This window comes from Sphingopyxis sp. 22461, from assembly GCF_052044915.1.
Taxonomy (GTDB): Bacteria; Pseudomonadota; Alphaproteobacteria; order Sphingomonadales; family Sphingomonadaceae; genus Sphingopyxis.
The window spans coordinates 274,871-290,125 of record NZ_JBQENY010000003.1 but is presented as its reverse complement, the minus strand read 5'-3'; the positions used below and the strand labels follow the sequence as shown (position 1 = coordinate 290,125).

Annotated in this window: 9 protein-coding genes; 4 read left to right on the top strand and 5 right to left on the bottom strand. The window is 66.5% G+C overall.

Annotation, left to right across the window (positions count from 1 at the left end):
* The first annotated feature begins 94 nt into the window (after positions 1–94).
* From ACTJI5_RS06255 to holA, 4 genes are read left to right on the top strand one after another with little or no spacing between them, the layout of a single operon-like run.
* Positions 95–556, top strand: coding sequence for a DUF3576 domain-containing protein (locus ACTJI5_RS06255; RefSeq protein WP_056373063.1), 462 nt, complete (start codon positions 95–97; stop codon positions 554–556).
* 54 nt (positions 557–610) lie between these two features.
* Positions 611–3,160, top strand: coding sequence for a leucine--tRNA ligase (gene leuS / locus ACTJI5_RS06250; RefSeq protein ID WP_440859728.1), 2,550 nt, complete (start codon positions 611–613; stop codon positions 3,158–3,160).
* A complete protein-coding gene (gene lptE, locus ACTJI5_RS06245; protein ID WP_440859727.1) occupies positions 3,160–3,696 on the top strand; it encodes an LPS assembly lipoprotein LptE in 537 nt (178 codons plus the stop codon). The genes leuS and lptE overlap by 1 nt, the downstream gene beginning before the upstream one ends.
* Positions 3,693–4,724, top strand: coding sequence for a DNA polymerase III subunit delta (gene holA, locus ACTJI5_RS06240; RefSeq protein WP_058539520.1), 1,032 nt, complete (start codon positions 3,693–3,695; stop codon positions 4,722–4,724). Before lptE ends, holA begins: the two co-directional genes overlap by 4 nt.
* 242 nt (positions 4,725–4,966) lie before the next feature.
* Here holA and ACTJI5_RS06235 read toward each other — a convergent pair whose 3' ends face one another.
* From ACTJI5_RS06235 to ACTJI5_RS06215, 5 genes are all read right to left on the bottom strand, one after another.
* Positions 4,967–7,750: a TonB-dependent receptor gene (locus tag ACTJI5_RS06235; RefSeq protein WP_440859726.1), complete on the bottom strand. Its 2,784-nt coding sequence runs from the start codon at positions 7,748–7,750 to the stop codon at positions 4,967–4,969.
* A gap of 243 nt (positions 7,751–7,993) precedes the next feature.
* On the bottom strand, positions 7,994–10,801 hold the full coding sequence (locus ACTJI5_RS06230; RefSeq protein WP_440859725.1) for a TonB-dependent receptor: 2,808 nt from the start codon (positions 10,799–10,801) through the stop codon (positions 7,994–7,996).
* A gap of 159 nt (positions 10,802–10,960) precedes the next feature.
* Positions 10,961–11,677 (bottom strand): ligase-associated DNA damage response endonuclease PdeM, encoded by a 717-nt coding sequence (gene pdeM / locus ACTJI5_RS06225; protein ID WP_440859724.1) that lies wholly within the window; start codon positions 11,675–11,677, stop codon positions 10,961–10,963.
* Positions 11,678–11,717: 40 nt separating this feature from the next.
* Positions 11,718–12,743, bottom strand: a complete 1,026-nt coding sequence (locus tag ACTJI5_RS06220; RefSeq protein ID WP_058539517.1) for a retroviral-like aspartic protease family protein — start codon at positions 12,741–12,743, stop codon at positions 11,718–11,720.
* 84 nt (positions 12,744–12,827) lie between these two features.
* The gene (locus ACTJI5_RS06215) at positions 12,828–15,236 is read right to left on the bottom strand and encodes a ligase-associated DNA damage response DEXH box helicase (RefSeq protein ID WP_440859723.1); all 2,409 of its coding nucleotides are present in this window, start codon (positions 15,234–15,236) and stop codon (positions 12,828–12,830) included.
* Positions 15,237–15,255 lie beyond the last annotated feature (19 nt).

Genomic DNA, 15,255 nt, shown 5'->3' with positions numbered 1-15,255 from the left:
GGGGCGGCGACAAGGGCGATAGAGACGCTGGCAATATCGTTCCGCGCGGCCGATTTTCCACGTCGGACGGGCTCAAGAGATAAGGTGTACCCGCATGTCCCAGCTTTCCGTCCTTGCCACGCTCGGTCGCCGTCCGGCCGCGCTCGCGCTGCTTGGGCTCGCGGCGCTTGGTCTTTCGGCCTGCGCGAACAAGGAACGGCCGCGCGCCGATCTCGCCGCCAGCCAGGTGACGACGATTGGCGTCAACAGCTATTTGTGGCGCGCCTCGCTCGACGCGCTGTCGTTCATGCCGCTGCTCCAGGCCGATTCGGCCGGCGGCGTCGTGATCACCGACTGGTATGCGAACCCGGCGAACCCGGGCGAGCGGATGAAGGTTACCGTCTCGATCCTCGACCAGGATCTGCGCGCCGACGCGCTGCGCATCGCGGCCTCGCGCCAGGTCGCGCAGGGCGGCAGCTGGGTCGACGCACCGGTACAGGCGGCGACGGTGCAGAAGCTCGAGGAAATCATCCTCACCCGCGCCCGCGACCTGCGTCGCTCGGCCATCAGGGACTAATCCGGCGGCGCGCTTTCCGCGCCTGCCCACACAGACTAACGGGGTAACCGACGAATGACCCGCGAACCGCGCTTTGGCGCCCTCGCCGCCGACGCCCGCTGGCAAAAGGCGTGGGAGGCGGCGAACAGCTTTGCCACGACCGATAGCGAAGATCGGCCCAAGGCCTATATCCTAGAGATGTTCCCCTATCCGTCGGGGCGCATCCATATGGGTCACGTCCGCAACTATGCGATGGGTGATGTCCTCGCGCGCTTCAAGCGGATGACGGGGCACGACGTGCTCCACCCGATGGGCTGGGACGCGTTCGGCATGCCCGCGGAGAACGCCGCGATGGAAAAGGGCGTCCACCCCGGCGGCTGGACGCGCGACAATATCGCGTCGATGCGCGCGCAGCTGAAGCGCCTCGGCCTCGCGATCGACTGGAGCCGCGAGCTCGCGACGTGCGAGCCCGATTATTACGGGCAGGAACAGGCCTTGTTCCTCGACCTGTTTGCCGCGGGGCTCGTCACGCGCAAGCACAGCTATGTGAACTGGGACCCCGTCGACATGACCGTGCTCGCGAACGAGCAGGTGATCGACGGCCGCGGCTGGCGCTCGGGCGCACTCGTCGAGAAGAAAAAGCTGTCGCAGTGGTTTTTGAAGATCACCGACTTCGCCGACGAACTGCTCGAAGGGCTGGGCGCACTCGACAGCTGGCCCGACAAGGTGCGGCTGATGCAGGAAAACTGGATCGGCAAGTCGCAGGGGCTGGAGTTCAGCTTCAAGCTCGCTGGCGGCGCGCCCGGTTTCGACGTCTTCACGACGCGCCCCGACACGCTTTACGGCGCAAGCTTCGCGGCGATCTCGCCCGACCATCCGCTCGCCGAGCGGCTGGCGAAAGATTCGCCCGAGCTCGCGGCGTTCATCGAGGACTGTCGCCGCCAGGGCACCGCCGCCGAACAGATCGACACCGCCGAGAAGATGGGATTCGACACCGGCATCGCGGTCGAGCACCCGCTCGATGCGAACTGGCACCTGCCCGTCTGGGTCGTGAACTATGTGCTGATGGACTATGGCACCGGCGCGATCTTCGGTTGCCCGGCGCACGACCAGCGCGACCTCGACTTCGCGCATAAATATGAGCTGCAGGTCCATCGCGTGATCGCCGATGGCGACGAGACCGCGCAGCATTTCACCGGAACCGAAGCCTACACCGGCCCCGGAAAGCTCGTGAACAGCCACTTCCTCGACGGCATGACGATCGACGAGGCGAAGGCCGCCGTCATCACGCGCGCCGAGCATGAGGGCTGGGGCAAGGGCACGACCGTGTGGCGCCTCCGCGACTGGGGCGTCTCGCGCCAGCGCTACTGGGGCACGCCGATCCCCTTCATCCACTGCCATGCGTGCGGCACCGTGCCGGTGCCCAAGGACCAGCTTCCCGTCATCCTGCCCGAGGATGTCGATTTCTCGGTCCCGGGCAATCCTTTGGATCGCCATCCGACGTGGAAACATGTCCATTGCCCCGGCTGCGGCGGTGACGCGGTGCGCGAAACCGACACGCTCGACACCTTCGTCGATTCGTCCTGGTATTTCCTGCGTTTCGCGAGCTCGCCGTCGGACAAGCCGTTCGATCCCGAGGTGATCCGCCGCTGGCTGCCCGTCGACCAATATATCGGCGGTATCGAGCATGCGATCCTTCACCTGCTTTATGCGCGCTTCTGGACGCGCGCGCTCAAGCATATGGGCATGATCGACATCGCCGAGCCCTTCGCGAGCCTTTTCACGCAGGGCATGGTGACGCACGAAACCTACAGCCGCGTGCAGGGCGAAGGTCTGCCGCCGCTCTACTTCACCCCCGAGGAGATCGAGCGTCGTCCCGACGGCGCGACGCTCACCGCCGACGGCTATTCGGTCGACGTCGGCCGCGTGATCAAGATGTCGAAATCGAAAAAGAATGTCGTCGATCCCGACGCCATCCTCGACCAGTATGGCGCCGATGCCGCGCGCTGGTTCATGCTGTCGGACAGCCCGCCCGAACGCGACCTGCCGTGGAGCGAGGCGGGCATCGAGGGCGCATGGCGCTTCGTCCAGCGCTTGTGGCGGATCTTCGGCGACACCGAAAATGTCGGTGACGGTGCCGAAGACCTGGGCCTTGCGCGCAAGCTGCATCAGGCGATTGCCGGCGTCGCCGCCGACATCGAATCGCTTGGCTTCAACAAGGCCGTCGCCAAGGTCCACGCGCTCGCGAACGAAATCGAGAAGGCCAAGCCCTCGGCGACCCGCGCCGAGGCGTGCCGCACCCTCATCCTGCTCGTCGCACCGATGCTGCCGCACCTCGCCGAAGAGGCATGGTCCGCGCTTCCCGCCGGCCAGCGCACGACCGCGATGATCGCCGATGCCGCATGGCCCGCCGCCGATCCGGCACTGCTCGTCGATGACGAGGTGACAATTGCCATCCAGATGGCGGGTAAGCTGCGCGATACGATGACGCTCGCCAAAGGTCTCGACAAGGATGCAGTGGAAGCCGCGGCGCTCGCGCGCCCGCGCATCGTCGAGCTGCTCGCCGGCGCCGCGCCGAAGAAGGTCATTGTGGTCCCCGACCGTTTGGTGAATATCGTTCCCTGATGCGTAATCTCCTGACCTCTTGCCTCGTCGCTGCTTCGCTGCTTGTCGGCGGCTGCGGGCTCCGCCCGCTCTACGCGAACGGCAGCAAGGGGGCGGTGGCGCAGGTGCTCGCCGACGTCGACGTCGCGGCGATCGAGGGACATAACGGCTGGCTCGTCCGCAACGCGCTCCGCGACCGGCTGCAGGCGACGCAGGGCGGCGCGGGTGCGGGCAAGCGCCTCCGCCTCGACGTTCGACTCGAGGATTCGATCACCGGCTTCGGCGTCCGCGCCGACGATACGGTAACGCGCGAGCGGCGGACACTGCGCGCACGCTACCAGCTCGTCGACGCGGCGACCGGCGAAGTGTTGCTCGACGCGACGGCGTTCTCCGACGCGGGGATCGACGTCGTCGGCAGCGAATATGCGACGATCGCCGCCGAATCCTCGGCGCTCGAACGGCTGTCCTCGGCGGTCGCCGACCAGATCGTCGCGCGCCTCGCCGTCTTTGCGAACCGCGGCGGCGGACAACCGGCTGCTGTGCCCGCCGGGCAATGAAGACGGTCAAACCGAACGAACTCGAACGCCTCTCGCGCCTCGACCCCGCGGTTCGTTTCACCCTCCTCACCGGCCCCGACGAAGCGACGATGGAAGCCGTCGCGAGCCATTTGATCGGGCTGGCGGGCAAGGATGCCGAACGGCTCGACCTTTCGGGATCGCAACTCTCGCAGGACCCGTCGCTGCTCGCCGCCGAAGCCGCGTCGATGTCGCTCTTTTCGTCCGCGCGCGTGATCAGGGTCGAACTGTCGGGCAGCGGCGACGACGGCCTTGCGGCGGTCGAGGCGCTGCTCGCCGCCGAAACCGCGATCAACCCGGTAATCGCGACCGGCGCGTCGGTCACCGCCAAGTCGAAACTCGTCAAGCTCGTCGAAGGCTCGGATCATGCCGTTGCGGCGATCTGCTACCAGCCCGACCGCCGCGCGCTCGTCGGCATCGCGATGACGGCGGGGCAGGAACAGGGGCTGCGGCTCGCCAATGCCGAGGCACAATTGCTCGTCGACCTCGTCTCGGGCGACCAGGCGCTGATGCGGCGCGAGATCGAGAAGATCGCGCTCTACCTCGACGCGGGGCCCGACCGCCAGCGGCAGGTGACCGCGGCCGACATCGCCGCGCTCGGCGCCGCGACGCACGAGGAGGATGTCAGCGAGTGCATCAATGTCGCGCTCGGCGGCAAGGTACGCGAAATGCCCGAGATGCTGGCCAAGGCGACGGCGGTCGGCGTCGCCGAAATCCGCATCATCCGCGCGCTCGCGATCCGCGCGATGGCGCTTGCGCGCCTGCGCGCCGAGGTCGACGGCGGCGCGCACCCGGCCACCGTGGTATCGGCGCGCACCAGCGGTATTTTCTGGAAGGAGCGCGACGCGGTGACCGCGCAGCTCCATATCTGGGATTCGGTCCGCATCGCACGGCTGATGAGCCGCTTGCTCGACTGCGAACGCGCGCTCAAGGCGTCGGGCACCGCGGGCGCCGTGCTGTTCCGCAAGCTGATGACCGACATCGCGCACCAGGCCGCGCGGGCGCGGTAGGTTCAGGCAGCTTTCGACCGGAGCCGCCCTTCCTTTCATCGTCATCCCGGACTTGATCCGGGATCCATAGCTGCGCCGTCGTCGTGGATCCGGGATCAAGTCCGGGATGACGACGCGGGGGTAGTTTGCCGTCTGCTCCCACCGTTGGGACATCACCCAAAAGGAAAGGGCCTGACGCGACAGTGCCCGGCCGCGGCAGGCCCTCCCTACGCCCTCCCCAAAGCGGGGAGGGGGAGAGACGGTCAGAACTGGCCGCGCAATGTCACGCCATAGGTGCGCGGTTCGCCGGGGAAGCCGACGAACAGCTGATTCGCGGTGCCCGCCAGCCCCGATGAAGCGGGCGCCGCGACGGCGCGGAAGGTGCCGCCGCCTTGCAGCGGCATGTCCGCGCCGATCTGGTAATATCGCTTGTTGAGCAGATTCTGGCCCCACAGCTCGATGCCCCAGCGCCGCTCGGGTCCATAGAGGCCGATGCGGCCGTTGAAGATCGCGAAACCGTCCTGGATCTTTTCGACGTCGAGGTCGGAGCCGGTGTTGGTGTCGCTTTGCAGGCGCGTGTCGAGATAGACGAGCGCGCTCATCCCCGAACTGCCGATCGGCGGCGTCCAGCTGATCCCCGCGGTCGCGACATAGCGCGGCGCGTTCGACACACCGCGGCCGGGAAGCTGGAACAGCACCGGCGACAGCGGCCGCCCGCCCGTGCCCACCAGATTGCGGCGATAGAGCGTGTCGACCCAGGTCAGCCCCATATTGACCGACACATAACGCGCGGGGCGCATGAATGCCTCGATCTCGATCCCCTTCGACCGCACGCCGGGTTTCAGCCGGTCGGACGGGCAGGCGCCTGTCGCCGCGAACCCGTCGGAATCGGCGCCGTTCAGATCGTCCTTGCACGCCTGAATGTTGGTGACCTCGAAATTGACGCCGTTGAAGGTGTTGAGCTGATAATTGCTATATTCCTGATAGAAAGCCGCGACATTGACGTCGATCCCGGGGCCGTCCCATTTGATGCCGAGTTCATAGGCATCGACCTTTTCGCTCGCGAACTGCAGGTCGCTCGCCTCGGGCCGGCCGTTGCCGCTCGTGTTCGCGGGCAGCGCCAGCCGCGCCGCGCAGGCCGGGTCGAAGGCCGTGTTGCATGTCCGGTCGAGCGCCGAGAAATCGAGGTTGAAGCCGCCCGCTTTATATCCCTTCGACGCCGATCCATAGACGAGCCATTCGGGGGCGGGTTTCCAGCTCAGCACCGCGGTTCCGGTCCATTCATTGTCCTTGAACTTCGTCCCCGCGCTGCCGCGCGGCAGGTCGGGCGCGGTGCTGTTGATGACGCAGGGCAAGGTCGCGAGCGACTGGAAGGGCGAATTGACGATCAGCGGGCAGATCGTATTGTTGAAATTCGCGTCGGCATCGAGGGTCTTGCGCTCGCTCGTGTAGCGCGCGCCGATCGTGAAGGTCAGCACGTCGGGCACGATATCGAAGCTGTTGTGCGTAAAGACCGCGAAGTTGCGGCTGCGCTGCGCAAAGGTCGATCCCTGATTGCCAGTGCCGTTGATCGCGAGCGCCGGCTGGCCGAGCGCCGCGGCGAGCGAGCCGAAGCCCGGGCGCGCGGGATTGGCGATCAGCGCCTGCAGCAGCGAGCGCGTCGCACCCGGGGGCAGGACGGCGATCGTCCCCTGCACCACGGGCACGTTCACGCACGAGGGGTTCGAGGGCAGCACCGCCGAGGGCAATGCGCTCGCGAAGAGCAGGCAGTTGGCGAATTGCTCGTAATTATTGCCGTAAACAATGTCGTCGTCGACATCGAGTTTCTCGTTCGCATAATAGCCGCCGACCAGCCAGTCGAGCCGCCCGTCGAACGCCTCGCCCTGCAACCGGACCTCCTGCGTGAACAGGCGGAACCGGCGGTCGAGGTCGGTGCGGCGCAGTATGTCGAGCGCGCTGAAGTCGGCGTCCTGCCCCTGCGCATTCTTGTAATCGCGATAGGCGGTGATCGAGGTCAATGTCGCCGCGCCAAGCTCCCAGTTCAGCTCGCCCGACACACCCCAGTCCTTGGTGTCCGAGCGATAGGTGACTCCGGGCGTCGTCGACTGCCGCCGGACGAAGGGCGTACCCGCCGGCGGGACCTGATGGTTCGCGCCCAAGGCTTGGAGGATCGGCAGCAATGTGTTCGCCGATGCGACGGGAAAGCCGTCGGGTCCGCGCGTCAGGTTGCGCACGGGGTTCAGCAGGACGCCGCCGCAGCAATTTTCGTTGCGCTTGCTGTAATCGGCGATCAGGCGGAATTTCAGCGTCTCGCTCGGTTCGAACAGCAATTGCCCGCGCGCCAGCCAGCGGTCGCGGTCGTTGATGTCGGGTTCGCCCGCCGTCGCATTGTCGATGAAACCGTCGCGCTTCTGCCAGACGCCGTCGATACGAGCCGCCACCTTGTCGCCCAGCGGCGCATTGATCATCCCGTCGACGCGCCAATAATCGTAATTGCCATAGGATATCGAACCCTTGGCGCCGAAGCGGCCGAGCTCGGGACCTTTGGTGACGATGTTGATCAGCCCCGCGGTCGAGTTGCGCCCGAACAAGGTGCCCTGCGGCCCGCGCAGCACCTCGACGCGTTCGATGTCGCCGAGTTCGGACAGGCCGACTCCGGTGCGGCTGCGATAGACGCCGTCGATGAACAGGCCGACCGACGATTCGAGGCCGGGATTTTCGCCGACCGTGCCGATGCCGCGAATACGCGCCGAGAAATTGACCTCGCTCGTCGCGCCCGACACGAGCAGCGACGGCGCGACCTGTCCCAGCGCACGCACGTCGGTCGCGCCGGTCTTTTCCAGCGTCTCGCCGGTGACCGCCGAAACCGCGATCGGGACATCGGACAGCGCCTCGCTGCGCCGCGTCGCGGTGACGATGATCGTTTCGTCATTCGCCTCGGCGCCGGCTTCCTGCGCCGCGGCGGGCGCGGCCCACAGGGCGAGGACAAGCGGCAGGCCCGCGGCGTTGCTACGCAGCAGGCGGGTACGGCGGGAACAGTTTTTCATGGGTCAGGCCCTCCTCCACAGGTGTTTTTTCGCGGGAGAGCGTCACGATATTCTATTTGTGCAGCAGCCTATCATGACCGGGCCGCGCCAAGCCAGCGCAACCCCGTTCGGTAACCTCATTGTCCGGCGTGCCGCGGCATTTATGTCACAGCTGTCAGATGTGACGGGTTGACTTGTCCGGCCAAAAGAAAGGGGGCGGAACAGCATGTGTCCCGCCCCCGATAGTCTGTCATTCGCTGGTGTTTAGAACTTACCGCGCAACGTCACGCCATAGGTCCTCGGTTCGGCAAGGAACTGCGAGAAGATCTGGCGGCCGCCCGGATATTGCGGGTCGGCAAAGGCGGCGGTCGCCGACGTCGCACCTTCCTGGAAGGGCGAGTTGAACGCGACCTGGGCATATTGCTTGTTGAAGATATTCTGGCCCCAGAATTCGATTCCCCATTTCTCGTCGGGGCCGCGAATGCCGATGCGCGCGTTGAACAGCGCATAGCCATTCTGTTCCTTCTGCGGGAACAGGTCCGAACCGGTGTTGTAATCGCCGGTCATGCGGCCGTCGACATAGACGAGGCCGGTCAGCCCGCTGCTGCCGATGTCGGGCGTCCAGGCGATGCTGCCGGTCGCGACCAGTTCGGGCGCGTTCGACAGATTGTTGCCCGGCAGCAGGCGCAGCGCCTGGTCGAGCGGGGCGCCCGAATTATTGCCGACCAGCTGACCGCGATATTTGGTCTTCGCATAGGTCAGGCCGGCGGTCATGCGGAAGCTGCGCGCCGGAACGAGCGAGGCTTCGAGTTCGAAGCCTTCCGACCGGACGCCATGGCTGACGTCGTCGCTGGGACAGGCGCCGGTGGTCGCCGCCGCGGCGTTGAAGTTCGGCGCACCGGTGAACTTGCTCTGGTCGCGGTCGCCGCCGTTCAGGTCGCTGTCGCAGCCATTGACGTTCTGGACGAGGAAGACGGTGCCGTTGAACGTGTTGAGCTGGAAGCTCGAAAAGTCCGACCGGAAGAAGGTCAGGCCGAGGCCGAACGGACCGGTCGCATATTTGGCGCCGAGTTCATAGCTGTCGACCTTTTCGGGGTCGAACTGCAGGTTGCCGACCAGCCCCTGCGCGCCGCCGGGGGTCGCCGCGAACGGCAGGATCGGCGATTTCAGCGCCGAGCGGTCGAGGTTGAAGCCGCCCGCCTTGTAGCCGCGCGAATAGCTCGCATAGACCATCAGGTCGTCGACCGGCTTGTACGACAGGATCGCGGTGCCGGTCCATTCGTCCTCGCTCCGTTTGTCGTTGATCGACACATTGTTGAGCTCGGCGGTCGAATTGCCCTGGCAGCCGAGGCCGATCAGGCCGCCCGCGACGGCGCGGATGGTGGCGTTCGGGCTCGACAGATCGTCGAGCAACCGGCCCTGGATCACCTGACAGGCGGTGTTGTCGTTGGTGAAGGTCGCCGAGAACTTCTTCTTGTCGTTGGTGTAACGGACGCCGAAGGTGAAATCGAGCTTGTCGGTGATGTGGAAGATATTGTGCGTGAACAGCGCCCAGTTCTTGCCATTCTGGCGATAGACGTCGTTGATGCTGCCCTTGTCGCTGATCCCATCGAGCGCCGCGAGGCTCGCGACGATATCGGGGCCGGCGGCGGGACCGAAGGCGCCCAGCAGGGTCGCCTGGCCGACGCCCGGGATGATGCACGACGGGCTGGCCGGCGAATAGAGGCCCGAGAGCGCCGTGCCCGTGATCAGGCGGCACGCCGCGAACCGGCCATAGTCTTTGCCGAAGCGCAGATTGTCACGCACCCGCAGCTTTTCATCGGCATAGAAGCCGCCGACGAGCCAGTCGAGCTTGCCGTCGAACGCTTCGCCCTGCAGGCGCAGTTCCTGCGTGAAGGTGTGGAACTGGCGATAGGCGTCCTTGTCGGGGGCGCGATAGAGGATGTCGACCGTGCCGTAATCGACGTCGCCCGCCTGGCTCGACCGGTACTCGCGGTACGCGGTGATCGAGGTCAGCGTCGCGCCGCCGAAATCATAGTCGATCTGGCCCGAGAAGCCGTAATCCTTCGTCTTGCCGGCAAAGCTGCGGCCCGGGGTGACCGAAATGTCGCGGCTGTAACCCTGGTTGAACGCACCGACCGACTGGCCGAGGTCGCGCAGCACGTTGATGATATTGTTCGACGTCGGGGTCGCACCCGCGCCGACGGTGCTCGGCGTGTTGAGATTGCCGATATATTGGTTGACGCTCGGCCCGACATAGGTCGCCGCGCAGCATTCCTCGTCGCGCGAGGTATAGTCGGCGATCAGGCGGACCGACAGCGCATCGGTCGGTTCGAACAGCAATTGCCCGCGCAGGAAATAGCGGTCGCGGTTGTTGACGTCGCGATTGTTCGCGGTGTCCTTGTAGAAACCGTCGCGCTTGACCCACACGCCGTCGAGGCGCGCCGCGAGCGTTTCGCCGAGCGGGCCGGTGACGCTGCCGCCGAGACGCCAATAATCATAATTGCCATAGGTGACCTCACCCGTGGCGCCGAAGTTGAAATCGGGCTTTTTCGAATAGATGCTGATCAGGCCCGCCGACGAGTTGCGGCCGCCGAGCGTGCCCTGCGGGCCGCGCTGGACTTCGATTCGGTCGAGTTCGCCGAGCTCGTTGAGCCCGATGCCCGAACGCGAACGGTAGACGCCGTCGATGAAGACGGGGACCGAGCTTTCGAGGCCGGGGTTGTCGCCGACGGTGCCGATGCCGCGGATACGCGCCGAGCCGTTGGCTTCCGAGCCGGTCGACGACACGAGCAGCGACGGCGCGAGCTGATTCAGCTGGCGAATGTCGTTCGCGCCGCTGTTCTGCAGCGTTTCGGCGCTGACCGCCGAGATTGCGACCGGCACGTCGGAGAGCAGCTGCGAGCGGCCCTGCGCGGTGACGATGATCGGGGTGTTGTCGCTGTCGTCGGTCGCGGTGTCGGCCGGCGCGTCTTGCGCAAAGGCGGGAACCGAGAACGCTGCCATGGCAAGCGATACGCCGAGCGCGCTGGTGCGCATAAATCGGGCAGCACGAAGGGAAGATGATTTCATATCGGGCACTCCTCTCAACATTTATTTATTTTTGTTGCGGTCGGAGCATAACTCAATTGCGCGGCCGATCCAGCGGGGGGCACGTATTTGCGTCGTTTTTGACGGGGTGATGCTTTTTGGCCACAGGCGGAAAAGCGCCTGTTCGGCGGGGCTTAGGGCCTAGCGAGTGGCAACCGCGCGGCTTGCCGTAGCGTCATCGGCCGCCCGGCCGGGGCAAGGAAAGCAGAGCCGGCGGCCGCGCGCGACCAGCATCGCCTCATACGCACCGGAAAAATTCGCAGCGATGACCACGTCGTCGACCGCGAGCCCGCCCGTCAGCGCACCGAAAGCGGGAAGGATCAGGCGCTGTCCATCGCCCGCGAAACAGGGGCGGGATACCGAACGGCCGCGGATGTTGAGCCGCAATTTGGGATGGAAATGCCCCGAAATTTCCGGCCGCGCTTCGCGGCCTATGCTTTGGTGGCGAAAAACGATGCCGTCGATCACCAGCTCGTCGGCGACCTCGCCGCCCCACGCGCCGCCGGTCAGCCCGTCGTGATTGCCCGCGATCCACAGCAGCTTCGCCGACGCCGCCTGCCCGAACAGGCGATCGGCGACCGCGGGGACGATGCGCTCCGCCGCGCCCTGGTCGTGAAAACTGTCGCCGAGGCACCAGATCGCGCGCGCGCCGGTTTCGGCCGCGAGCGCGGCGAGCCGGTCGAGCGTGTCATGGCTGTCATAAGGCGGCAGCGGCTGGCCGAGCGCGGCGTACCAGCTTGCTTTCTCCAGATGCAGGTCGGCGACGATCAGCGCGCCGTGGCGCGGCCAGAACAGCGCCCGGTCGGGCAGCATCTGAAACTGCTGGCCTGCAAAATCGAAGGTCGCGGCGGCGGACATACATCCGCTATGGCTGCGGCGGCACCCCGCCGCAAGCGCCCTAGCCTCCTGCGGCGATCCCATTTGCGGCGAAGCGTTGGCCGGACTCGCGATGCGCCCCGTCGGGCAGGTCGAACACGACGCGCTTGTTCGGGAAATCGATTTCGACCCGGTCGAACATCGACAGGCTGTCCATCCCCAACAGCAGGGCGGGCCGTTCGTGCAGGCCCAGCGCGCGGAACGCCTGGCCGTCGGCGAAACTCACCGGCAGGTCGTTGACGTCCATGCCGTTGATCACGATGCGTTTGATCGCGGTGCGCGTTGCGGGCACCGCCTCGCCCGTGACCGCGTCGAGGATCGTCGCCTCAAAGGGAAAACGGTTGGCGCGCTTACTCGCGACCAGCCTTTGCAACGCCATATTGCCGACGCTCGTCTGCGCTCCGGTGTCGACGATCACGTCGATGCGTTTGCCGTTCAACCGCGCGTCGGACAGGATCAGGCGCCCCGCCGAATTGCGCGCGGTGACGACGATCGCGTCATCGTCCTTGATGAGCGACGGCGCGCGGCGGCGCGTTTCCAATATCTGCATGCTTTCCTTGCGGAAATCGATCAGCACGCGCCGTTCTTCGAGCATGTCGACCCCGATCAGCCCCGCGGCGCCGATATGCCTCCCGAAAAAGGCGGGCGCTTCGACTGAGGCGAGGTGCAGGTTCGACATCTGCAGCGCGGCGACGCGGTAGCTGGGCACCGTCGCCGCGCCGCCGATCGTGGCGAGCCGTAACTTCGCTCCCTCGGCCAGTCCCAGCCTTTGGGCAAGTTCGCGGGCGATCACCGTTCGCTCGGCGCCGGTGTCGACGAGGAAGGAGAAGGGGCCCTTGCCCCCAACCATGACCTTTACCGACATGCGCCGCGATGCATCAAGGTCGAACGGCTGGATAAAGGGCACCACCGTCACCGGCGGCGCGACGATGTCGCCGGCCGGTGCCGGAACGGGGGGCGGATCGGCGGGAGCCGGGGTCGCGCCAATCAGCGCGGGGGCGGCGAGCAGCAGCGCGAACAGGACGGACCGCTGGATAGCTTGGGTCATCGCTGGCATCCTCATTATGTTTAGGCGTAATCTACGCCTCATCGGGCGTCGCAGCAAGCGAAACGCCGGATGCCCCGCGCCGCCTTATCCGGGGCGCATGGCTTCTTCCGCCAAGCTGTCTGCCAATTCGCCCAGCAGCGCGTCGTCGATGTCCGCCGCCGCGACATTTTCGCGCCCGATCAGCACGAGCACCGGGATCGCGAGCGGACTGATCCGGTCGAGCGTCCGGTGCAGCATCGTTCCCGCCGCGCGGTCGAGCAGGTCGCCGAGCCGCGCCACGTCGGTCAGCCGTTCGCGTGCATCGGCCCAGGCGGCTTCGAGCAGCAGATGGTCGGGTTCATATTTGCGCAGCACGTCGAAGATCAGGTCGGTCGAAAAGGTCACCTGCTTGCCCGTCTTGCGCTTGCCCGGATGCTGGCGCTCGATCAGCCCGCCGATCACCGCGACTTCGCGGAAGGCGCGCTTCAGGAGGTGCGACCGCTCGACCCATTCGACGAACTCTTCGGACAGGATCTCGGCATCGAACAGATTCTGCGGATACGCGACGGGCCGCAGCGACCAGATCGCGATCGCATAGTCCGACGCGACGAAGCCCAGCGGCTGCAACCCCGCGCGCTCCATGCGCTTGGTGATCAGCATGCCCAGCGACTGGTGCGCGTTCCATCCCTCGAACGGATAGCAGACGAGATAATGATTGCCCTCGTGCGGGAAGGTCTCGACGAGCAGCTCGCCGGGGCGCGGCAGCGCCGATCGCAGCGCCTGCATCTCCAGCCAGAAGCGGACATCCTCGGGAAAGCGCTGCCAGCTCGCCGGGTCGGCGAGGAACAGCCGCACCCGGTCGGCGAGGCGCGTCGAGATCGCGAGGCGCGCGCCCATATAGCTCGGGATGCGCGCCGGACGCGTCGTCGCGCGTACGATCAGGTCGGTGTCGCGGATCGCCTCGACCTCGAGGCTGAGGCCGGCGAAGGCGAAGGTGTCGCCGGGTGACAGCGTGCTCGCGAAATATTCCTCGACCTTGCCGAGCCGCCGGCCGTTTTTGAACCGCACATCGGCCATCGGCGCCTCGACGATGATCCCGGCGTTGAGCCGGTGCTGCGCCGCCAGCCGCGGATGCGCGATGCGCCAGCCGCCCTGCCCGTCGGGCGCGAGGCGGCGGAAGCGATCATAGCTTTTGAGCGCATAGCCCCCATCGCGCACAAAGCCGAGCAACCGCGCGAAGGTCGGCGCATCGATCCATCGATAGGACGTCGCCGAGCGGATTTCGGCGAGCAGCGCATCCTCCTTGAACGGCGCCGCGCACGCGAGCGCCATCACATGCTGCGCGAGCACGTCGAGCGCGCCGGGGCGAAAGCGGTCGGCGTCGCGCTCTCCCGCCTCGACGGCATCCAAAGCCGCGCGCGCCTCGAGATATTCGAAGCGGTTGCCCGGAACGATCAGCGCCTTGCTCGGCTCGTCGAGCCGGTGGTTCGCGCGCCCGATACGCTGGAGCAGCCGCGACGAGCCCTTCGGCGCCCCCATCTGGATCACGCAATCGACGTCGCCCCAGTCGAGCCCGAGGTCGAGGCTCGACGTCGCGACGAGCGCGCGCAGCCGTCCTTCGGCCATCGCCGCCTCGGCGCGCAGCCGCGCCTCGCGGTCGAGGCTGCCGTGGTGGATCGCGATCGGAAGCGACAGGTCGTTGACCTTCCACAGCTCCTGAAAAATCAGCTCGGCGAGCCCGCGCGTATTACAGAAGATGATCGTCGTGCGGTTCTTCGCGACCTCGTCCATCACCTGATGCACCGCCCAACGCCCCGAATGCCCGGCCCAAGGCACCGCACCCTCGGGCAGCAATATGCCGATCTCGGGATCGGCGCCGGCCTCGCCCTCGACGAGCGTCACCGCCTCCGCATCGCCGTTCGGCGCGAGCCAGCTGCGATAGGCGGTGGTGTCGGCGATCGTCGCCGACAGGCCGACGCGGCGCAGCCCCGGCGCGATCGCCTGGAGCCGCGACAGCGCGAGGCTGAGCAGGTCGCCGCGCTTGCCGGGCGCAAAAGCGTGGATTTCGTCGATCACCACGGTCTTCAAATCGGCGAACATCGTGAAACTGTCGGGATAGGACAGCAGCAGCGACAGCGATTCGGGGGTCGTCAGCAGGATGTTCGGTGGCCGGCTGCGCTGGCGCGCCTTCTTGTCCGACGATGTGTCGCCGCTGCGGCTCTCGACGCTGATGTCGAGTTCCATCTCGGCGATCGGGCCGAGGAGGTTGCGCTCGACGTCGGCCGCAAGGGCTTTGAGCGGCGATACGTACAGCGTGTGCAGCCGGTCGGTCGGATGCTGTGCCAGATCGACGAGCGTCGGCAGAAACCCCGACAGCGTCTTGCCCGCCCCCGTCGCGGCGACGAGCAATGCGCTTTCGCCGCGTTCGCCTGCGGCGAGCATGTCGGCCTGATGCCGCCTGAGCCGCCACCCGCGCGCGGCGAACCAGTCGATGAAAGGGGCGGGGAGGGGCATATGTGGAACGTGGGGCGCG